Source organism: Sphingomonas fucosidasi, from assembly GCF_036663855.1.
Classification (GTDB): Bacteria; Pseudomonadota; Alphaproteobacteria; order Sphingomonadales; family Sphingomonadaceae; genus Sphingomonas; species Sphingomonas faeni_B.
Genome location: NZ_JAXOJR010000003.1, coordinates 150412 through 172174 on the forward strand (window position 1 = coordinate 150412; position 21763 = coordinate 172174).

Consider the following 21763-nt stretch of genomic DNA (forward strand, 5'->3'; position numbering starts at 1 on the left):
CAATCAGCTTACGAGCGGTCCGGGCCCTTGCCCTGCTCGATCTCGCCGCGACGTTCCTGTTCGACACCGTCGCGCTTCAGGCTCTCATTGCCGAACACGCTGCCAGCAGCCTGCTTGACGTTTCCAAGCGCCTCGTCGGCTATGCCCTTGGCCTTGCTGCCAGTGCCGTGATCGTTGCCGTAAGAACGGACGCGCGAAGAACCGTGGTCGAGATCACGGCGACCGTAGATCGACGACGTATTGGTTGGTGCCATGTCATCGCCAGACGTTGCAAACGCCCGATCCGGCGAAGCATCGAGACCATAGCTGGCAGCGGTTGCCGCAGCCTCGGCCGGCGCATAGTCCCAGCCCGATGACTGCCAGGATTCGGCGCGCTCGTCGATATCGACCGTGTTGGCTTCTTCAAGGATACTGACGGCTTCACCGACCGCATCGTCGTCAACGTCCGCCGTCAGGAGGTAACCGCCACGGCGGACGCCTTCTTCATAAGTATGACGGTCGTGGTCCGGCAAGAACGCGTTCTTGATCGATGCCCAGATACCGCGATCTTCATGCGTCGAGTGTGCGGTGTCGCTGTAACCGTCGCTGGACTTGTCATGAATGCGGATATGATCCGCATCGACGCGCGACTGCTTCAACCGCTCCTGTGCGGCTTCGGCATCGCTACGGTCATCAAATAACGCGGTGATGGTACGGGTCATAGATAGTCTCCAGATATGTCAATTAATTAGCGCGAGGTCACGACCAGCTCGGTGCGACGGTTCTCGGCCTGACCAGCCGTCGTCGCGTTGGTGTCGACGGGGTCTGCCTCACCGCCAGAGACGGTCTCGATGCGCGCGGCATCGATGCCCTGTGCGACCAGGCCGACTTTGACAGCGTCGGCGCGTGCCTTGCCAAAAGCGACATTGGCGGCTGCCGGCCCGCGAGCGTCGGCGTAGCCTGCGATGCGGACATGCGTATTACCGTACTGCTTGAGAACGGTAGCAATGGTCGCCACCTCCTGCGCGTCGCCGGGGCGCAGTGTGCTCTTTGCCGTATCGAAGGTCAGCTGCTCGAACTGGAATGTCCGCGGCGCAGCTTCGGTCCCACCCAGGTAGCTGCCAAGGCCAGGGGTACCGCCAAGTGCTGTTGCAGAGGCTGCACCTGGCGTCGTCGCTACGACTTCGGTCGGCGTCGGACTGGGCGCCGGTGCAACGGCGACGGTCTCGTCATGACCGCAGCGGCTTAGCGCCAAGAGCAACGCCAGGACGCCTGCCGCGAGCGCGATCCAGGCAAGCCAATTGGTTTTCTTCTTTTCGATGTGGATCGATCGCGGAGGCGCTCCGTCGGTTTTTTCTGGATCAGCCATTCTATTTCCCTCCTACCGCTGATGCGGCCCTGATTTGGTACCGACGCGTAACGACCAGAGCCGTTATTCGGGTTCCGCTTTTTCGGACCTATTGCTCCAAATCTATACGATATTGCGTAAGACGATTTTTGATTTTGGAGGGGGCGTCAAACCTTGGCAGTCCAAATCATATATCTCGCACCGGATTATCAGATATACCCAATATCAGAAAACAGATGCCGCATATTGATCTCGCGCAATACTGGCTCCTAAACCATTTTAATCACTTACCTTAGTCGCGAATAGACTTAGAGATTTTATCTCATTCAGTATTGATGCTTAGCAGTACAAAATATTGTCGCTTAAGAATGCATTGCAAAAGGAACGATGACGGCGATGAAATCGCTAATGCCTTCGAAGCACGATCGAAGGATTACGATAATGTTCATGCACAACAAGCGGCTGCAATACACGGTGCGTGTCGCAGAACCCAACCCGGTACTCGCATCGTTGATGCTCGAGCAATTTGGTGGGGCCGATGGCGAATTGGCGGCAGCAATGCGGTATTTTACGCAAGGCCTGGGTGAACTTGACGCGGGACGCAAGGATTTGCTGCTCGACATCGCGACGGAAGAGTTGAGCCATCTTGAAGTCATCGGCTCGATCGTTGCGATGCTCAACAAGGGTGCCAAGGCACAGCTTGCCGAGGCGTCGATGAAAGAGGCCGACCTCTACATGTCGATGACGTCGGGCGGTAACAGCCACACCCAGTCGCTGCTGTATGGCGGCGGTCCATCGCTGACCAACTCGTCCGGTGTTCCCTGGACTGCGGCATACGTCGACAGCCGCGGCGATCCGAGCTGTGATCTGCGCTCCAACATCGCCGCCGAAAGCCGCGCGAAGATCGTCTACGAGCGCCTGATCGCAATCACCGATGATCCCGGCATCAAGGATGCGCTCGGCTTTTTGATGACGCGCGAAGTCGCGCATCAGAAGTCGTTCGAGAAGGCGTTGTATGCGATGGAAGACAACTTCCCGTCGGGCAAGCTGCCTGGGATCGAGAAATATGCGAACCTGTACGTTAACACGTCGCAGGGTGAAGGCGACACGTCAGGCCCGTGGAATTCGGGCGATCAGTGGGAGCGTATCGACGATCTCGAGCAAACCATGCCGATCGACGAAGGTGATGGCACGGCATCAGTAAAGCTTACCAAGGACGATCAGGCGGTTGCCGATAAGCTGGCAGCACGAACTGCTTCTGATCCGTCAAGCGATCCGGAAACGGGCGTTGACCTTGGTGCAGGGCCAGGTGCCGGACTTATCACGGGCGAGGACCTTGGCGGCGCCAAGGACATTGCCGAAGCTACGGCGATGGCAAAGGCAATGTGACGGAGCGGGCCGGCATCGTTCGGTGCCGGCCCGACTGTTTTGCGTAGCGACGTCATTCTAGTTCGGCCGGGGCACGCATATTTTCTCTAGTCGCGAGGCAACACTACAAGCGGGCGATGCAACCAATCCGGCACGAACGCAATGTGAACTAGCGGTGCTCGTGTTATTTATAACGAAACGTGCGGCGGGACAGAAAATTAGCCGATCCGTTACATCTTGGGGGTTCAGCCGATAACGCGAATACGAGCTCTATTTGGTTAGCGTACTTGGCGACTAGAACCCCCTTACCCATAGCAAAGAATTCGTGCCTGCCGCCTATCAACGTATTCTCCCTGACCTTCTCGCCTGAGCTCCATAGGTGCTGCTTGACCTAGGTCATTTACCGATCAGAACCGGCCCGACAATCCACTCCGTCGGTCAGCGTAAGCTTCGTAACCGGTGTTCTATCGCAGAAAAATTTCGATGTGAAAATTGCATGGAACTCCCTCTTCATCTCAAACGGTATGCGGGAGCAATGTGGAGCTGACAGTGACCGACCTATCCCGCCGCAGCTTCACAGCTTGCCTATGGACTGGAAACATCGACCAATGACGGTAACGGACTTGAAGGGTGGCCAATCCCTTCGTCCCGGTGTTCGCCTGCTGCGTTTCAAGATGCCTACCCAGTCGTCTGGTCGGATCGGGCTATGGGCTGCGTTATCGTCCCGAACGGTCCGTAGCGCTTTACGTGACGATTTCGGAATCGCCGCGAGCTCGATCGCGTTTGCTGCCTTTTTGGCGATGATCCCGCTCGCAGGCGTCATTGCGGGTGTTTACGGCATGGTGGTTCCACCGACCGCCGTCGCCGACAATATGAACAGGATCGTCGCCATCCTTCCGGTCAGCGCGCAGCATTTGGTGGCCGCGAACCTAAACCGCGGACTCGTCAGCGGTCGCGGCGGGATCTTGACGCTAATATTGTCGCTCGGCATCGCTTTGTTCAGCGCACGTCGTGCGGGACGGTCGCTGCTTCACGGGATCAACCTTGCCTATCGGATCAAACGCGAGCGTCGCGGACTGCGTCGACAACTGGTGTCGACGATCGTAGTCCTGGGCTGCGCCGCGCTCGTACTGACCGCGCTTATCTCGCTGTCCATCCTCACTTTCCTCCAGAGCTATGTTCCCGACGGACTGCCAGGTGCCCGGTTAGCGTCTGCGATCACGCTGTTCGGTTCGCTGACGCTCGGCGCAGGTGGCGGTCTGATCGTGCTCTATCGCTATGCCCCGGCGTCGGAGGCGGTTCCGTGGCGCAGCGCCCTGCCCGGCACGATCGCCGGCGTCGCCCTGTGGCTGACCGCGACAATGATGTTTCGCGCCTATGTCGCGCGGTTCGCGCGCTTCGACGACACCTATGGCTCGCTGTCCGCAGTCGTGGTGCTGATGCTCTGGCTGATGGTGTCGGCCTGGGCCCTTCTACTCGGTGCGCGGCTTAATGCCGAAGCCATGCGCCATGCCGGCGAACACATAAAGGAACGTGCTGAATGACCGACATCCCCGTGCAGGAACGCTATCGCAACCGCCTGCTCGGCATCATCACGGCGATTCTGCTGATCGCCGCGCTGCGGATCGGCTTTGCGGTCATCATGCCGATCGCGTTTGCTGCAATCATTGTCGCCGCGCTTTGGCCGCTAAAACGCTGGCTGGCGCGGTTCATGCCCTCCTGGATCGCCTATACGCTGACCCTCCTGGCGCTGGTCACGATCCTCGGCGCGTTCGCCGCGGCGGTGTACCTTTCGGTCGGCCAGGTGATCGGCGCGGTTGCGTCGCAATGGGCAGGTCTTGAGCGCGGATATAACCACCTCGCCACTTGGGCGGCGGATCGCAGCGTGCCGATCGCCGGGACGATTAACCGGCAGCGGATCACGATGCTGGTCCAGATGCTGGCGAGCGGCGTCTACGCCTTCGTCACCTATGTCGGCTTTATCGGGATCGTGGTGATGCTCGGCCTGCCCGAAGTACCGCGGCTGCGGCGCAAGCTGTACGAGATGTTCGAAGGCGGTGCGCGACGGGACATGCTCGAAGTCGGCGAGGAGATTTCCGGCCAGATCCGCCGCTATCTCGGCACCACGCTTGCGACCAGCATCCTGACCGGCGTCGCATCGTCCCTATGGTCGTGGATGACGGGGCTCGAGCTGGTACTGGTCTGGGGTATCCTGAACTTCCTGCTCAACTTCGTCCCCGTCATCGGCAACATCGTCGGCATCATCCCTCCTGTGCTCTTTGCGTTCATCCAGTTCGGCGGGTGGCAGATGCCGTTACTGGTGTTCGCAGGATTCGTGGTTCTGCAGATGACGATCAGCAACGTCGTCTACCCGATCCTGCAGGGCAAACAGCTGTCGCTGTCGCCGCTCGCGATCATCGTTGCGATGACGTTCTGGAGCTGGGTATGGGGCATCGCCGGCGCGCTGATCGCGGTGCCGTTGACCGCGGCGATCGTGATGATCTGCGGCCAGTTCGATCGCAGCCGCTGGATCGCCAAGCTGCTGTCGTCATGATGATCAGAGACAACAACCGCTTAGAGGAGGCATCATGAGGCAATGGTCATGGATCCTGAAGCGGATCGTCCGGCAGATCTGGTTCCGCGCAGGAATCATTAGTCTGCTCAGCGTCGCGCTGGCGATCGTCGCTGGCCTTGTCACGCCGTATCTACCCTACACCTTCGATGCCGATATCGGGCAGCGATCGGTCGGTACGATCCTCCAGATCATGGCCTCCAGCATGCTGGCGGTCACGACCTTTTCCCTGACCGCGATGGTCAGCGCCTATTCCTCGGCGACGCAGCTCGCGACACCGCGCGCGACCCAGCTGATGGTCAGCGACCCGACATCGCAGAACGCGCTGTCGACCTTCCTCGGTGCCTTCGTGTTCTCGATGGTTGGTATCGTCGGGCTGAACACCAGCGCCTACGGCCATGACGGCCGGATCATCCTGTTCGCGGCGACGGTACTGATCATCCTGCTGGTGGTCGGCACGTTGTTGCGCTGGATCGGGCATATCACCGCCTTCGGACGAATGGCCGACGTGATCGACCGCGTCGAGGAGGCCGCTACCAACGCCATGCAGGAATTTGCCGCGCATCCGTATCTTGGTGGGCGGGCTCCTGTCGCCATCCCCGCCGACGCCGTGGCGCTGAGTGCTCCACAGACCGGCTATATCACGCATATCGACGTCGCCGCGCTCGGCACCATCGCCGACCGCCACGGTTTGACGGTCTATGTCGACGTCCTGCCCGGCGCGATGATACACCCCGCGCGGACGCTTCTGCGGGTCAAGGGGGAGGGGAACGACGCGATCCGGTCCGCCATGATCAAGACCTTCACGATCGAGCGACATCGCTCGTTCGATCAGGACCCGCGGCTGGGCCTGATCGCCTTGTCCGAGATCGCGAGCCGTGCGCTGGCCCCTGCGACCAACGATCCGGGCACGGGGATCGAAGTCCTCAATGCCTTGCTTCGCGTGTTCCTGACGCTTCGGCCAAGCGCAGCGAACGTCGAGGACGCGGTCGCAACCCATCCGGTCCACATTGGCATGCCGACGATGGACGATATGCTGACGGACGCGTTCGGGCCGATCCTTCGCGAAGGCCTTGAGGAGATCGAAGTATCTTTGCGGCTGACAGCTACGCTGGCGGCGCTGCACGCGAACCTGCCTGATTCGCAGGCTGCGATCGAACGCTGGGCGCACCGCCACGAAAAGCGGGTGACGACCACCATCACGGATCCTGACGATCTGACGGCCTTCGATACGGCTTACAGGAAGCTCTGGCGTGCTTGAGGCTGGGGCATAATCCCCGATTGCCGGGCAACCCCTTCGAAATACGGCGTCACCAGCAGATGCGGCATTGCCAGTGCCGCGATGCCGGCAAACAGCGAACGCATGCCCGAAGGGTCCCATCGCAGCAGCAACCCGCCCACGATCCCCACCAGCGTCACGGCCGCGACGAGGACCGGAGCCGTGGTACGGAGGTACGCGGTGGTCGTGACGCACTGCAAGCGATCACGACGCTCTTTCGTCTGTGGCACCGCGTGCAGCACGAGGAACCCCACCGAAAACCCGACGAGCGGGGGTAGAACCAGAAGTGCCGTCGTTCCAACCAGGAGACGTCGATCGTGACGCGCCATGCCGATGATCGCGAGGCAGCCGGCGGCTATGCCACCGGCAATCGCCAGACTGCTGACTATGGTCGGCAGACTTGACGCTTGAACGCCGGCAGAATGTAGAATGCGGGTCAGGCTCGCCGCATGCAGCGTCGCAGGGGTGGCAACCAGGCTTATGCCGCGGGCCATCCTCTCGAACGGCCGGTTTGCCGGGGCATCCTCAAGGCCGAAATGGACTGCGGATGCCAGCAGGAATGCGGGAAGTGCGATCGCGGGATCGACGATCTACCACCAGAGACAGACCAGTAGCGCAGAGACGTACAGTGCCAGGAATGTCGGGCGTCGCTGGTGCTCGATGATTTCAAGATCGCTGGCGCCGTGCACTATGCCGACGATGCCGACCGCCATGGCTGCGAACCCAAGCTGCACGGTGAGCGAGCACAATGTTGCGATCAATGCCGCCCCGAAAAGGAGGCCCCAGCCAAGGGCCGGGGCGCGTCGTGTCATGCCCGGCAGCCGCGGTCGTCGGCATGCTGCGCCAACGCCTTGTCGAGATTGGCCGCCGCGTAGAACGCGTAGACGACCTTCGCGATGACATCCATGATCAGGAATGCCCAGACCGATGCGGGATCAGTGATCAGCTTTAGACCTTCCGGCCCGACCAGGAAGACGATGGGATAGAGGAACCAGATCACGGTCAGGAAGATGAGCTTCTTGGCGTAAGCCGTGCCCAACGCCGCACCGCGGTTGACGGCCTGTGACCGCAACGGACCCCAGAGCAGATACAGCACGCCGAGAAACGCGACGCAGGACCATCCGTACCAGATCCATTTCGCCAGCGTTGGGGCGGCAAGCGACGATATCAGGCCTGTGACGATCATCAAAACATCGAGGACGATTACCGATGTCAGATACCCGCTGACTTCACCGGTCTTTCCGTGCTCGTGGAACGCCAGCAGCACCAGCCCGGACAATAGTATCGGCGTCGTTACCGACCAATCGACATAGCGTGCGAGATAGGTCGCCGAGCCGTCGCTGTTGATCAGCGTGCCGATCCCAAAGGCCATTGCGAGATACGCGGTTGCCGCGATGAACGGAACGCTGGCGTGCAGGAGCGTATGATGACCCGACGGATGCGTCTTCTTACCCGTCGCGTATATCGCCAGCGCCGCGACCGACATCACGCTGAAGCCGATCAGAAAAGCGGTTTGATCCACGAGGGAGCCCCCTATCATGAGGACGACCCGGCGCCGACCTTAAGCCCCTAACATCGCTCACATGTTTTGGGTCCTAGCTCGCGATAAGTTCATGGATGCGTCATGTTTGGCGACGTCGAGACAGACTGAAGCTTACGCCTTCGGGAAGTGCACAGCCGCACGAAGCCCTGGCGCATTGTCACTCAGCTTCAGCGAGGCGCCATGAACGCGGGCGGCGACCCGCGCGATGCTGAGACCAAGGCCACTGCCTTCGGAATGACGGCTGGTGTCGAGCCGAGCGAAGCGCGTCATGGCATGCTCGCGCTGGTTGGCCGGTATACCCGGTCCCGTATCCGCCACGACGAGCGTGACCCCATCGAGCCCGCGCGAAAGCGTCACCCGGATCGACCCGCCGGGCGGCGTGTACTTGATCGCGTTGTCGAGCAGATTGGCGACGATCTGCCCCAACAGCGAACGAACGCCGCCTACCGTCACCAGCGTGGTTTCGATCGCAAGGTTCAGACCATGATCGTCTGCCAAGGGTTCGAACAACTCGACGGCCTCGATCACAATCGCCGTCAAATCGACCGGAACGAACTCGCTGGCCATCGTCGTCTCCGCCCGGGCCAGTCGAAGCGTATCGTCGATCGTCCGGAGCAAGGCATCGAGATCTCCGCGCATATCCGCTGTCGCATCATTTTGATCCCCGCCAAGGGCCGCAAGCTCGATGCGGGACCGGATTCGCGTCAGCGGCGTCTTCAGATCATGAGCAAGCGCATCGGTCGCGGTTCGCAGCGAATCCACGAGGCGTTCGATCTCCGCAAAGCTATGGTTCAGTGTCGCTGCAAGGCGGTCATATTCATCGCCTCGCCCCGTCACGGGCAAGCGCTCGTCCAGATGCCCGGCGCGAAAACGATCGCCGGCGGTGCTGGCTGCATCGAGGAAGGCAAGCCCGCGCCGGCTGTACCAGAAGCCGAACAGCAGGCCGATCACGCCGGTAGCCATCAGCGACCAGGCAAGTGCGGAGATATAACGATCGCGCAGCAGGCGGCGATCGTCCGAAAGGCTGCCGACGAGCAGTCGATAGTCGTTGCCGAGAAGAACCGTCCGCGCGGAGACCTGTCGCTCGATGACCGTGCCCCGCGTCGTCGCGACCTGCGTATTGAACGTACGATACCCGGTACGGTCGATTTCACTGGGCCATTTTGCCAGGTTTCCCGCGACCGGCTGGCCCGAAGCGTCGGTCATGAGATAAATGAAGTCTGTAACGCGCGGGCGCCCGACCGAACGGGACACGGACTGTGCGACGGCAAATGGCCCCTCGCTCTGATATCGCTCGATAAGCCCTGCCGTCTCGTCGTCGACCGCTGCCTGCGCGCGGGCGTCGAGCAGGCGTACCGTCTGGACATATTGTACGCTCAGGGCGATCCCGGTCGCGATCAACGCGATCAGCGTGATCCAGAGCGCACCGCGCAGAGCGGCTGTCGACGGCCAGCGCATCGTCAGACAGCATCCAGCCTATAGCCCGAGCCGCGGACGGTTCGGATCATCGGACTATCGTCTGGACCGTCGATCTCGGCACGCAGGCGGCTGACATGGACGTCGACGACGTTCGTCCCCGGATCGAAATTGTAATCCCAGATCGCCTCGATCAGCATCGTCCGCGTCACCACCTGCCCGGCATGGCGAGTCAGATAGTCGAGCAGCTGATACTCCTTGTTGAGCAGTTCTATACGTCGGCCGTTGCGCATGGCCGTGCGGCCGAGCAGGTCGAGCGTCAACGAGCCCGTCTGGCGGGTACCTTGCGTCGCGTCGGTGTCGCTGTGGCGACGGACTATCGCCTCCAGGCGCGCAACGAGCTCGCCAAACGAGAAGGGCTTGGCCAGGTAATCGTCGCTACCGGCCTGAAGGCCCGCGATCCTATCGTCCACCTGCCCCAGCGCAGATAGAAGCAGTACCGGCGTCCGATCTCCTTTCGCACGCAATGCCTTCAGCACCGACAGTCCATCGAGCTCGGGCAGGTTCCGGTCGAGAATGATCGCGTCATATCGGCCAACGATTGCCGCGGTGAGGCCATCGACGCCGGTGGTAGCGTGATCGGACACGTGGCCAAGCTCCATCAGCCCGCGGCGAACATAGTCTGCGGTCTGTACATCGTCTTCGATCAGAAGCAGCTTCAAGGTCGGACCGTTCCATTCGAGGTGTCAGGGAGCGGACGCGTGTACCGCCCCCCGGTTCCATGGGCTCAGGACTGGCCTATCGCTTCGCCTGCGATGCGCAGGTTTAGGGAAACCTCGCCACCGTCACGCAGCACCTGCGTCGGAACGATCGAACCTATCCGAGCCTCCGCTACGGCGCGGGCAAGGTCGTGCCCGTTATCGACCGGCTTCGATCCGAAGCGCCGAACGACGTCGCCACGTTGCAGGCCAGACAGCGCTGCTGCTCCGCCCTCTTCGACCTCGGCGATCAACGCGCCCTTGGTGGCGTTCGAACCCATCTCGCTCGCGATCTCCGGTCTCAGGTCCTGTAACGAGACGCCAATCCTGCCGCGCGAGACGTGGCCGGTTTGCGCAATCTGAAGCGCGACCTTCCGCGCCATGGCGGCAGGTATCGCAAACCCAATGCCCACGTTGCCGCCAGTCGGGGAGAAGATCGCGGTGTTCACACCGACGACCCGGCCCGCGCTATCGAACAGCGGACCACCCGAGTTGCCGCTGTTGATCGCAGCATCGACCTGCAGAAAATCGTCATAAGGCCCCGCCCCGATTTCTCGCCCACGTGCCGATACGATGCCTGATGTCACGGTGTTTCCAAGGCCGAACGGACTGCCAACGGCAAACACGCTTTCTCCAACGCGAATATGGTCGCTGTCGCCCCATTTGATTGGGGTGAACTTACCCTGCCCTTCGATCTTCACCACAGCGAAATCGATCTTGGGATCACGCCCCAAGACGCGACCGGCGAACTCGCGGCCGTCCGACATCTGGACGGTGACGCGGTCGGCGCCGTTGACGACATGGTTGTTCGTGATGACGAACCCGGATGCATCGACGATGAACCCCGAGCCTAGCGATCCGCGCTGCGGGGCTTGCTGCTGTTGCGGCGCCTCGGATTGCCCACGGCGATCTTGCATGCCGAACCCGAACAGCTGTCCTAGTCGATCGGCCAGTTCGCTGTCATCCGATCCGAACTGCGTCGGTTCGAATTGCTGCTCCTGCGCCGATGCGGGTTTGACCTGTATCTGAACGACGCTCGGTCCGACGGCTTCGACCATGTCCGCCAGCGAGGCGTGGACACCGGTCGCCGCCACGGCAACGGGGCCGGGTGCGGTGAACCGCTCGGCGATGCTGGTGCGACCGTCGTCCGCGGCGATCGCCCCGCCTGCGACACCGACGAGTGCCGTGGTTCCCAGAGCGACGGCAGCGATCAGCGGGCGTACGGTCAGGCGACGGTTGAGTATCACGGTCTTTGTCCTTGTCCTGTGAGGATATGCTCCCTTTGGAACCGGACGATGAGCGCCGCCTGTTGCGAATATTAAATCGGTGTAACGTTAAAGCGTCCATCGGAGCTGTGACTGGAAGAATTACGGGCTACTCGCTTAGCGCCGCGAACCCCAAGACACTGTTCACCATAAACACCAAACTGCCCTTTAACCGCTACGCTTCTCCGAACAACTCGCGCTGGGACTTGTCCAGCTCCTCGGCATAGCGTCGTCGAACGTGAGATTCCGACAGGACGCCAAGTACATCGCCATCTTCTGTGACAATGGCCATTTCGTCTGCACCCGCTACGTCGAAGGCGGACATAACGGCCTTTATGTCGGCGTCAGGTGACAAAACCTCTTCCCGGTGGATCGCTAGCGTACCGACCAGATCGGACAACGCGACACCTTCGGCAAAGGCGCTGGCGGTCTGGACCACGCCGGCGTAGCGATCCTGCTCATCGACCACGACGACGCGACTGGTCGATCCCAAAGGAAACAGGCGGCGAAACTCGGCGACGGTGATCCGTGCAGAGGTCGGCCGTTCCACCTTTCGCATCATGCGTCCGGCGGTCAGCATCCGGACCCAGCCTACGTCGCGGGCACTCTTGATCGTCTCGCCACGAAGGTGAAGCCGCCAAGTTGAAAACGAGTAGCCGAACGTCTCGCGGACAATGGTGGAAGACACCAGCGACGCGGCAATCGTTGCGCCAGCGAGCGAGAAATCATGCGTCGCCTCCAGCACGAGCATGGCCATCGTCATTGGTCCGCCAACGACCGCGACCGCCAGTGCCGCCATTCCAACCAGCGCGGCATTCTCAGGGCCGACCAGCGTTTGACCGGCAATCCACCCTAAACCGCCTGCATAAATCTGGCCGAGCAGGCTGCCGAGGAATAACGAGGCAAAGAACAGCCCGCCGCGAAAACCAAAGCCGAGCGAGATAACCGAAGCGGTACTCTTCATGATCAGAATAGCGGCAAGGATCGTGAGAGGGACACCATATTCAAGGTCGATGTGCAGGGCACCGTGGCCTGCGGAGAGGACCTGCGGCGTCAGCCATGCGAAAGGGATCAGCAGCACGCCCCCGATGATCGGCCGCCAACCCATGCGGACGGGTATGCGGCGTGTCAGTGCCTCGACCTCGGCAACCGCACGCATCAGGAGGATGCCGAATGCCGCGGCGACGGCGCCAAGACCGGCGTAGATGAGGTAATGGTGCGTCTGCACATGTTCGGCAACAGTCGCGTTGACCAGATACGGCTCGGCGCCGAACGCTTGAGCAACGAGCACGCCAGACAGTGATGCCGCGGCGACGGGCGCGATCGCAGCGGGCGTGTAAGCGCCAATGACGATCTCGAACGCGTAGAACGCGCCGGCCAACGGTGCGCCGAAGGCTCCTGCGATCGCGGCCCCCGTGCCTGCGCCAACCAGTATCCGGAGGTCGGCACGTCGCAGCCGGAACCATCCGCCCGCGATCGAGGCGACGACACCGCCAAGCTGGGCATAAGCCGCCTCAAGCCCCACCGATGCGCCGAAACCATTTGAGATTATCGTCTGACCAGAGATGACGAGGCTGTCGCTCCTCGACATACGACCGCCATGCAATGCATTCGCCTCGACGGCGTCGACCATGTGTCGCGTGCGCGCCTTCGTGATCCAGGAGAAGAGGACCAGCACAATACCGCCGAGTGGCAAAGCGAGCAGCGCAAACAAAGGTATTGCCGGAGTCGCGCTCAATCGCTGACCGCTCGGAAGAGCAAAAAGCAGATGTTGGATCGTCCGTGCTATCGCGCCCTGAACGACGCTCAGCAAACCGGCAGCACCACCGATCGCGACCGCCAGCAGGATCAGGACCGCTTCGCTCGCGCGCAGACGCTGGCGCATCCATGACGTCGCCGAGCGTATGGCTGTAACGTCCACGCTCACGAGCCTCTGGTCCGAAACACCGCGTTGCAATTCACTCGGAGTCACGCAGTAGCGCGGCGAACAGGACCAGAGCGATGGCGCCACTCAGGATCCACAGGAGCAGGGAACCGATCCACGTCGTCGCCCATCCGGCACCGGTGATGCTCGCCAGCAACACAACGATGAGCAACGGTACGAAGAGAGGAGAGCGAGGCAGACGCATGGCACCGGTTAAACCCAAGTCATCGTCCCGGCTAGGCCGATCTCGGCGGTCGAGATCTCGCGGGAGACGGATTCAACATCCTGGGCCCAGCCGAGTGCGTTGCGGGTCGAAGTCAAGCTGATCCGGTTCCGCTTCACGGATTGGCGGTTACAAGACCCGAAAAGGGAAGTGTCGTTGTCATTTGAATTGCTCTGTCGCCGTGCTGGCATCGTTGCCGGTCTATCTGGCCTTGCGGCGTGTGTCTCTGCCGGTCGAGAGCCTGTCTCGCCCGCATCCGTACCAATCACCGTTCAGACGACCACCCCCGCTCGAACATCGCCAAAGCCGGTTCCATTCCAAGCCCAACCATCGGCCGACCTGCTCAACGCTGTCCAGGCGTTGGGCGCCAGCTTCAAGGGTGAGGTTGGCATCAGCGTCCGCGATATCGACGAGGGTTGGGTTGTAGCCTGGGAGGGGGGATAGCCCGCGCCCGCAGCAGAGCGTGAGCAAGTTCTGGATTGCCATCGCGGTCATGGATGCGGTCGACCGGGGCCGGTTGTCACTCGGCGATCCGGTGACGGTCACAAAATCCGATCTTACCGTGTTCCACCAGCCGATCCGGACGCTAGTCGGCCCGGGCGGCTACAGGACGACGATCGGCGAGTTGCTGCGTGGGGTGATGACGCGTAGCGACAACACCTGCAACGACGTACTTTTGTGGCGCGTCGGCGGCCCCGCAGCGATCAACCGCATGCTCGGTGAAGAGCAGATAGCGGGCGTCAAGTTCGGGCCAGGGGAGCGGCAGTTGCAGGCTCGTACGGCGGGACTGGAATAGGCTGGTGGCTGGGGGTTCCTCCAGGCGCGTGCAGCCATGACCTATGTAGTGCGCGACAAGGCGCTGCGCAGGTATCTTGCGGCGCCGCCCGACGGCGCTTCTGCCAACGGCGTGACTCTGGGGCTGTCGCTTTTGACTCAGGGCAAGCTGCTAAGCTCACGCTCGACCGCCGCGTTGCTGACCTTGATGCGCTCCAGCAAGACCGGCCCGCTTCGTCTGAAATCGGGCCTCCGCCCCGGCTGGACGCTCGCACACAAGACGGGGACGGGCCAGGACCTTGGCACCCTGTCGACCGGGTATAACGACGTCGGATTGCTCGTCGCCCCCGACGGGCATCGCTATGCAGTTGCCGTGATGATGCGAACACCCGGCAACCTATACCGGTACGGATGCGGCTGATGGGCGACGTGACACGGGCAGTAGTGGCGGCTGCGGGCCGGTGATCGTGGAATGCTGCTGATTTGCGCGTTCTGGCTCGGCTAATCGCTAGTGATCAGCAGCGCCCACGGTGGTAACGTTCCAGGTCGCGAGCGTCTTACCCGTGCGGGGGTTGTCGATCGCCACCTCGTCCATCGTTACGCCAACAACGCAGATCGGGCGCTGCTCGGCCCCGGCAGGCTGACGACAGAACACCGGCCCCTGCCCCGGTATATTGGCGATCCGACCGGCGATTCGGATCTGAAAACCTTGCTCCGGCTGAAGTTCGTCAGGTTGCATGCGGAAGACCGTTTCATACGGCTTGCCGATCCGCTGCCCCTGTCGCACGCCGTCGCCGTCGCCGTCGAAGAATTGGGCGATCGCCAACGTCTGCCCCGGTAGCGTCACTGCATCCGTTCCAGCTGGTGCGGGATTATCCTGCATTGTTGGACAGGCCTCACTCCCCGTCCAGGGTCGGGGAATCCAGAACCCCTCGACGGCAGCCTGTGGGGTCGCGTGACCCAGAGCGTCGAGGATGTCAGTCCTGGTCCAAACGACCGGAGCGACGTGAACGCGTAGCGCCTTGGCCGTCTCGTCATAATGCCAGCGCATCGCGGCATCGCTTCCCGCATCGGCCGGTCCCCGACAACCGAACGGAAGCCGGAGTTCGAAGCGTTGCCCAGCAGTGTCGGCGATAGCCTTGGGCATGGCTTGCCCCGAGGCGACCGCATCTGCCCCCAGTGCTGCGAGCCCCATGATATCGGCACGGCCCAACACCGGATTGCCAGGCGTCGGGGGCGCGACCGGTTCGCGCGCAACTACAGGAGCGGCGGCCACCGGTTTGGCGGCAACCGGCTCGCCGCTGCGCGGTGACGTTCCGCGCCCAATGAGAAATCCGGTCCCGCCAACAGCTAAAGCGGCAGCAATACCGCCGGCGAGAGCAAGACGACTTTTCCGCAAGGTGGGCTCATCCATGACCGACCGATAGCAAAACCGGTCAAATTCGCATACCCGGTTGCAATGCCTACGACCCACATCGCAATGGCCATATTGCCCTGCCGTTGCAGCGCCTTCGTCTCGCGGAGGCATGCATGACAGTCGATCAGGTCCTGACCCTGGTCGTCCTGGTCGCAGTCGTCGCGGCGCTGATCTGGGACAAGGTGCGCTCCGACGTCGTGGCACTGAGCGGCGCTGCCGTCCTGCTGATCACAGGTGTCGTGCGCCCGATCGAGGTGCAGGGCGCCTTTGCCAGCCCCGCGATCGTCGCGCTCGCCTCATTATTCGTCATCGCCTATGCGCTCGAACTGTCTGGTCTGCTCGATTGCGCGATCGACGCTGCGGTGAAGACGTGCAAACGCCTGGGATCGGCTGGCATCTGGCTGATGCTGGGCGCGATCGGTGTGGTATCCTGCTTCCTCAACAGCACTCCGATCGTCGTTCTGGGGGCACCGGTGGTACGCGACGTCGCCACCGCGTTGAAACTGCCACCCAAACGCTATCTGATGCCGCTATCCTACATCACGGTTCTGACAGGCTGCTGCACGCTCATCGGCACGTCGACCAACCTGCTGGTCGACGACATGGCCCGAGTGGCGGGACAACCGCGCTTCGGCATGTTCGAGATCACGCCGGTCGGGCTACCGATGGCGCTGGCGGGCGGCATCTACCTTTTCCTGTTCTCGGGCAAACTCATGCGCGGCAGCCTCGCTGACCCGGCGACGGTCGCATCAGCGTGCGAGATCGATGTGCCGGGCGCGCAGGTGGGCGACTCGTCGCTGTTCGCGGAGCATCGTCCGTTCCAGCCCGTAAAGGCGACGATCGCTCTCGGAGTCTTCGTCGGTGCGATTGCGATTGCCGCGGCAGGGCTTGCGCCGATCGCCGCTTCCGCCCTTGCAGGTGCTGTGTTGCTGATCCTGTTGCGAGTCATCACCGCGGACGAAGCCTATGGCGGCCTGCGGCCGCAAATCCTGATCCTGATCGCCGGCATGGTCGTGATCGGGATGGCGATGGAGCAGAGCGGTCTCGCCGCCCAAGCGACCGGGGCACTGGTCGGATCGATGCAGGAGTTCGGCCCGCTGACCGCGCTGATCGTGCTCTACGGCATAACCATGGTGCTGACCGAATTGCTGTCCAATGCCACAGTTGCTGTGCTGGTTACACCGATCGCGGTGGCGCTGGCGGAAAGTCTTGGCGTCAATCCGCGCCCTTTCCTTGTCGCGGTGATGATGGCGGGCAGCGCCGCGTTTGCGACGCCGTTCGGTTACCAAACGAACGTCATCGTCTATCAGATGGGCGGATATCGCTACATGGACTTCGTGAAGGTCGGCTTGCCGCTCAACCTCATCACCTATGCCGTTGCGATCACAGCTATCCAGATGTTTTTTCCCTTTTGAGCGGGTGACATGCGGATAGTCCTCGCCATCTTGATCTTTGCCGGTTTGATGATCTTCGTTACTGGACTTGGTATCTTCGGATCCAACAAGAGGTGGATCAGGATCTGAGCTTCTCTGCGAGTCCAGATACTTGCAGGCTGGTGCTGACTGGCGGCCCGCGGCTCCGGTTGAATATTTACGTGGGCCGCAGCATTGTCGTGCTATGCGCGAAAGCCGAAGCGTCCGGTCCGCCGGGGTAAACATTCTTTAATAGAGAAGCGTTCCCGTCCTACGGATCTCGATCAGACTTCATCTCGCCGCTGGATGCTTCATGTATATATTTGAAGCTGATGCCCGATCATGTGCATCTGACGACCGTAATGGATTGCGACACGCTATGAGACAAAGGTTGCAAACGCAAAACGGCTGCCCTCATATCGCTAGCGGAATCCAGTGGACCATCGGTGCTTATTTCAGCCAGGCGAACGCATCGAACTCGCGTGCGAAGACAGTGCGGGCAGCACGCTTGTAAACTTTGTGCCCAGCGTCGCCGTTGGTAAGGACCACGACCGCCGCGCCCGACGCGAGGTCCACGACGAACAGGTTCGCGACGCCGTCGTTGGCACCCCAGTGCCAAGCGAAACGCCGCCCGGCACCACTCTCCATCCCCCAGCCCAGACCCCAGTCGAGCGTTCCCTTCACCCGAATTGTCTTCGTCGAAAGTGCCGGGTAGCGCTGCGCGAAAGCCAGGAATCGCGCATAGTCGCTGGCGGTGGTCCACAATCCGGCGGCCATGTTGGGCGTCATGAATATGGGCATCGCCGGTTTGCCAAGTGCGATGGCCGCCTTCTCCCGTTCGTCTAGCGTCCAACGCTCGACTGGCTTCGGCAGGCCGGCATCGCGACGCATCGCATAGCCCGCTGGGCCTTTGTCGACGAGTACACCACCGCCTCCGTCGTGCGCCCACGCGACTGCCGGCTCGCCGCCCCGCGCCCATCCATAGGTGCTTCGGCCCATTCCTGCGGGTCGCAGGACCCGCGTCTCCACCACACGAGCGGCGGTCTGGCCTGAAACTGCCTCGACCAACCGGCCGAGGAGGACAAAACCCTCGCCTGAGTAGCGGAATCGCGTGCCGGGAGGGAACGCGGCAGTTAATGGCTCGCCCGCTTCGTCGCGCCAATTGGGCAGGCCGCTTGAGTGAGAGAGCAGGTGGCGAGGCGTGATCGACCGCGTCACGCCATCGTCAGTGAACGCGACATGCTTGGCCACCGGTCGATCCAGATCGATCAGGCCCTCCCGCACCATGTCGTGGACCGCGACCGCCAGAACCACCTTTGACAGCGATGCCGCTTCGAACAGAGTATCGGGTGTCGCAAGTACCGCATTTGCCTTTGCATAGCCGACCGTACCGGAAGAGATCGTGCCGGAGTCGTCCAGCATTGCCCAGCTCGCACCCGGTACGGACGCCAAGTCTATCCAGGTCGGCAAGTTGGCAAGAGTGCCGGACGTCGTTGCCGTTGCCGCACCCGCCGCAACGGCCATGGCGAGCGTCCCAAGGCACGGGGCAGCGAGCATTGTCCGCCTGGACACCAAATCCATTCTCAAACTCCCGTCAGCAACCTGCTCATCGGCATACAGGGGCGACGCGCCTAGGCTAGCCAAGACCACCGCCGCGATAAACCTTTGAATGATCCGCGTCGGCGGCGATCCGGAGCAGATGCCGATCCCTAAGTTGCGACTTCAGCAAACCGGCCATCCGTTCATGTTAGCTGGGGCGCTCGCTTACGCGCGGCGATCGAAAACCGCAGCTGAGGCCCGTGAATAGATGTAACCGGTGGTGCAGCGGCAACATGACAAAAATTAAAATTGCTAGTGTTGAAGCACACGTCGATAGAATCCGCAAAGACTAGATAAGGAGATATTATGGCAATCGGTCGGTGCGTAGTGGTGAGTGGCGCGGAGAGCGGAATTGGCGCCGCTTGCGCAATCGCGTTTGGTGCACTGGGCGACCGGGTCGTGGCGCTATTCCACGATGCTAATCATGACGGGAGCGACACAGTCGCCAAGGTAAAGGCGGCCGGCGGCGAGGCCATTGCGGTCCAGTGCAACGTCGGCGACGAGGCATCGGTGGAGGCGGCCTTCGCGGCTGCGGAGCGGGCGTTCGGGCTCGCGACCGTGCTCATCAACTCCGCCGGGATCAACATGGCGGGTGTACCGGTACGGCAAATGACGATGCCACAGTGGCAGCGCATGCTGAACACCGACCTGACCGGCGCATTCCTGACCTCACGCCGATTTGTACGCGCCCGGCCCGCGAACACGCCCGGCTCGATCATACACATCTCGTCGATCCACGCCTATGCGGTGCGAGCCGGCGGCGCCGATTACTGCGCGGCCAAGGGCGGCCTTACCAATCTGATTGAGACCCTCGCGATAGAGGAAGCGCCTAACCGCATCCGCGTCAACGCGATCGAGCCTGGCATGATACTGACACCGATGAACGAGCGCGCCAGCACCGATCCGGTCTATCGCAAGACGCTGGAACGCAACATCCCGATGGATCGGGCGGGAAGACCTGAGGAAGTCGGCGATCTCGCCGTCTTTCTCGCCTCGGACAAGGCGTCTTACATCACTGGCGCGCGGATCGTGATCGACGGTGGACTTTCGTTGATGCAGGCGCTCGGCGCGTGATTGGGGGCAAGCCTACGCAACCATTCTCGATCGCCGGCGCTACTGGCCAGTCGGAGATCGCGCCTGGAGTGCCGATCGTCCGCTCGCGCCTGCCCGCCGACAGCGTGACCGGGGACCGCAAGGTCCTAGTCTATCCGTCGTCGGGATCGGTCGACTTCAACGTGCAGGAACTGCAGGACATTCAGGTCGTAGGCCCGCCGTCGCTGATGGCCCGTGACCTGATGAGCCCGTATGTCTGGTTGGAGCCGGACGGCCAGTTTGGCATTATGGTACGCGCTGTGACGCGTCCGGGCAAGCCGATGACCGACACCGGCATCATCTGGGCCGGCTGGAGCGATGACGGTGTAAATTTCGCTATGCTTGACCAACCTTCCATCCTGCCTGGCAGATCCAGCGAAAAGGATGCGGGCGGCGTTGAAGATCCTACTGTAATTAAATTGGAGGACGGCAGCTACGTCGTCTATTACACCGGCGTCGAGGCCGACATGGCACACGGCGAGATGTTCTACGCCGCCGGGCCGAGCGTCGATAAATTGATTAAGACTGGCGTTGCGCTTGCTTCTACAAAATCGCTCGGCAATACAAAGGAAGCCACGGTAGATCGTGAAAAGGACGGGCGGTGGAGCCTGTTCTATGAATATGCTGCCGACGAGGCCAGCCGCGTCGGCCTGTCAATCGGCCCTAAGGTAGATGGGCCATGGGATGAGCAGCCGACACCGTTCATGCCGCGTGAGGACGGGTGGGACAATTGGCACTTATCGACCGGCCCAATGCTTCTCGACGATCCGGAAACCCCGGTAATGTTCTATAACGGCGCGACGCATGATGCGCGCTGGCGGATCGGTTGGGTGGCGTTCGACCGTAAGCTGACCCGCGTCGTCGACCGGTGCATCGAGCCGTTGATAACCCCACCGCCGGTGGCAGACCGGACGGCGAGTGACATCGCCTTTGCCGCCTCCGTCACCAGTCGCAACGGCGAGATCTGGTTGTACTATTCGCTCGAGGATCGGCGCCTATCGCGAGCCCGGCTCAAGCGGAGCTAAATGCCTATACGCCGAATTGGTCACGGTGAAACGCTGTCCATAGGTGGCGCATAGAGGAGGAAGCTGCTGTGCGGCAGTGGTGGTGATGAGGTAGAGCGCTTGCACTGACGTTTGGTCCACCGACCGCGGGGGCAGACGATGGATGCCTGAAAAAAAGGAACGTTATCATGGCGTCCCTACCCACCGAATAGTCCGTTACCCACTGCGTCAGCGCATGCTCGACGACATGACGATGCGTTCGTACCCAGCACGACTATGTCTGCCACCTTCTCGCCTTTACGGCTTTCCTGCGACGCTCGCCGCTTGACGGCCACCGCGACAGCCCACGAAGTACGGTGCTTCCAGCTTTACCGGCGCGAGCAAGGTGACGGGATATCTGTCATCGGCACCACATTATCGGCGCTACGCTTCCTAGAAGCAGTGACGCTTGAACAAAGGTATTTGTCGCGCAACCTGTTCTTAGCCCCTTCTTCCCCAAGCTGCCCGACGTACTGAGCGTTGAGTAAGGGAAGCGGCTGCTCGAAGCGGCGCCGAGCATCAAGTATTGCCCGGAACTGGGGTGGCGTACGGCACCCATTTGCAAGTGTCGGAGGTCGCGCCTCTTGGGGCTGACGACATCGAAAGCAAACGCATGCTGGTCCGCATCTAGGAGGGGAAAGGGCGAAAGGACCGCGCCACGATGCTATCGCCGCAACCGCTTGAACTGCTCCGGTCTGACGGCGCTGGGGGAAACAGCGCTCCGTCCTGTTGCCGTGCGGCTGGCTATTTC

At 61.7% G+C, this 21763-nt stretch carries 18 protein-coding genes and 1 pseudogene; 8 read left to right on the forward strand and 11 right to left on the reverse strand.

Annotated elements, in window-relative coordinates:
- Window positions 1-8 precede the first annotated feature (8 nt).
- Window positions 9-638 carry a CsbD family protein gene (locus U1737_RS07205; RefSeq protein ID WP_332796178.1) on the reverse strand — a complete coding sequence of 210 codons (630 nt, stop codon included), beginning with the start codon at window positions 636-638 and terminating at the stop codon, window positions 9-11.
- A gap of 89 nt (window positions 639-727) precedes the next feature.
- Window positions 728-1348 carry an OmpA family protein gene (locus tag U1737_RS07210; RefSeq protein WP_332796179.1) on the reverse strand — a complete coding sequence of 207 codons (621 nt, stop codon included), beginning with the start codon at window positions 1346-1348 and terminating at the stop codon, window positions 728-730.
- A 420-nt stretch (window positions 1349-1768) separates the two neighbouring features.
- Between U1737_RS07210 and U1737_RS07215 the strand changes: the two genes are divergently transcribed.
- The 4 genes from U1737_RS07215 (at window position 1769) to U1737_RS07230 (ending at window position 6528) form a co-directional block, all read left to right on the forward strand.
- On the forward strand, window positions 1769-2716 hold the full coding sequence (locus U1737_RS07215) for a manganese catalase family protein (protein ID WP_332796180.1): 948 nt from the start codon (window positions 1769-1771) through the stop codon (window positions 2714-2716).
- A 464-nt stretch (window positions 2717-3180) separates the two neighbouring features.
- Window positions 3181-4239, forward strand: coding sequence for a YihY/virulence factor BrkB family protein (locus U1737_RS07220; protein ID WP_332796181.1), 1059 nt, complete (start codon window positions 3181-3183; stop codon window positions 4237-4239).
- Entirely contained in the window at window positions 4236-5249 is a 1014-nt protein-coding gene (locus U1737_RS07225; protein WP_332796182.1) for an AI-2E family transporter, read from the forward strand. The genes U1737_RS07220 and U1737_RS07225 overlap by 4 nt, the downstream gene beginning before the upstream one ends.
- Window positions 5250-5283: 34 nt before the next feature.
- Window positions 5284-6528 (forward strand): DUF2254 domain-containing protein, encoded by a 1245-nt coding sequence (locus tag U1737_RS07230; protein WP_332796183.1) that lies wholly within the window; start codon window positions 5284-5286, stop codon window positions 6526-6528.
- Here the strand turns inward: U1737_RS07230 and U1737_RS07235 are convergent.
- From U1737_RS07235 to U1737_RS07265, 7 genes are all read right to left on the reverse strand, one after another.
- Window positions 6504-7136, reverse strand: a complete 633-nt coding sequence (locus U1737_RS07235) for a Brp/Blh family beta-carotene 15,15'-dioxygenase (protein WP_332796397.1) — start codon at window positions 7134-7136, stop codon at window positions 6504-6506. The two genes, U1737_RS07230 and U1737_RS07235, sit on opposite strands and share 25 nt — an antisense overlap.
- A complete protein-coding gene (locus U1737_RS07240; protein ID WP_332796184.1) occupies window positions 7137-7358 on the reverse strand; it encodes a hypothetical protein in 222 nt (73 codons plus the stop codon).
- The gene (locus tag U1737_RS07245; RefSeq protein WP_332796185.1) at window positions 7355-8068 is read right to left on the reverse strand and encodes a bacteriorhodopsin; all 714 of its coding nucleotides are present in this window, start codon (window positions 8066-8068) and stop codon (window positions 7355-7357) included. The genes U1737_RS07240 and U1737_RS07245 overlap by 4 nt, the downstream gene beginning before the upstream one ends.
- A gap of 132 nt (window positions 8069-8200) precedes the next feature.
- Window positions 8201-9547 (reverse strand): sensor histidine kinase, encoded by a 1347-nt coding sequence (locus U1737_RS07250; RefSeq protein ID WP_332796186.1) that lies wholly within the window; start codon window positions 9545-9547, stop codon window positions 8201-8203.
- 2 nt (window positions 9548-9549) lie between these two features.
- Entirely contained in the window at window positions 9550-10227 is a 678-nt protein-coding gene (locus tag U1737_RS07255; protein ID WP_332796187.1) for a winged helix-turn-helix domain-containing protein, read from the reverse strand.
- Window positions 10228-10292: 65 nt separating this feature from the next.
- Window positions 10293-11510 carry a trypsin-like peptidase domain-containing protein gene (locus U1737_RS07260; protein WP_332796188.1) on the reverse strand — a complete coding sequence of 406 codons (1218 nt, stop codon included), beginning with the start codon at window positions 11508-11510 and terminating at the stop codon, window positions 10293-10295.
- Between the two features lie 193 nt (window positions 11511-11703).
- Window positions 11704-13413 (reverse strand): chloride channel protein, encoded by a 1710-nt coding sequence (locus tag U1737_RS07265; RefSeq protein ID WP_332796189.1) that lies wholly within the window; start codon window positions 13411-13413, stop codon window positions 11704-11706.
- Between the two features lie 755 nt (window positions 13414-14168).
- Here U1737_RS07265 and U1737_RS07270 point away from each other — a divergent pair.
- Window positions 14169-14870: pseudogene (locus tag U1737_RS07270) on the forward strand (serine hydrolase).
- 87 nt (window positions 14871-14957) lie between these two features.
- On the opposite strand, the gene U1737_RS07275 reads toward U1737_RS07270, so the two are convergent.
- Window positions 14958-15863 (reverse strand): hypothetical protein, encoded by a 906-nt coding sequence (locus tag U1737_RS07275; RefSeq protein ID WP_332796190.1) that lies wholly within the window; start codon window positions 15861-15863, stop codon window positions 14958-14960.
- Window positions 15864-15979: 116 nt separating this feature from the next.
- Here U1737_RS07275 and U1737_RS07280 point away from each other — a divergent pair, with 116 nt between their 5' ends.
- Window positions 15980-17281, forward strand: a complete 1302-nt coding sequence (locus tag U1737_RS07280; protein WP_332796191.1) for an SLC13 family permease — start codon at window positions 15980-15982, stop codon at window positions 17279-17281.
- 447 nt (window positions 17282-17728) lie between these two features.
- On the opposite strand, the gene U1737_RS07285 is transcribed toward U1737_RS07280, so the two are convergent.
- The gene (locus U1737_RS07285; RefSeq protein WP_332796192.1) at window positions 17729-18859 is read right to left on the reverse strand and encodes a serine hydrolase domain-containing protein; all 1131 of its coding nucleotides are present in this window, start codon (window positions 18857-18859) and stop codon (window positions 17729-17731) included.
- Between the two features lie 324 nt (window positions 18860-19183).
- On the opposite strand from U1737_RS07285, the gene U1737_RS07290 reads away from it, so the two are divergent.
- Together U1737_RS07290 and U1737_RS07295 are read left to right on the forward strand one after the other, a co-directional pair.
- Window positions 19184-19951, forward strand: coding sequence for an SDR family NAD(P)-dependent oxidoreductase (locus tag U1737_RS07290; RefSeq protein WP_332796193.1), 768 nt, complete (start codon window positions 19184-19186; stop codon window positions 19949-19951).
- Window positions 19948-20994, forward strand: coding sequence for a glycoside hydrolase family protein (locus U1737_RS07295; protein WP_332796194.1), 1047 nt, complete (start codon window positions 19948-19950; stop codon window positions 20992-20994). Before U1737_RS07290 ends, U1737_RS07295 begins: the two co-directional genes overlap by 4 nt.
- The last annotated feature ends 769 nt before the right edge of the window (window positions 20995-21763 follow it).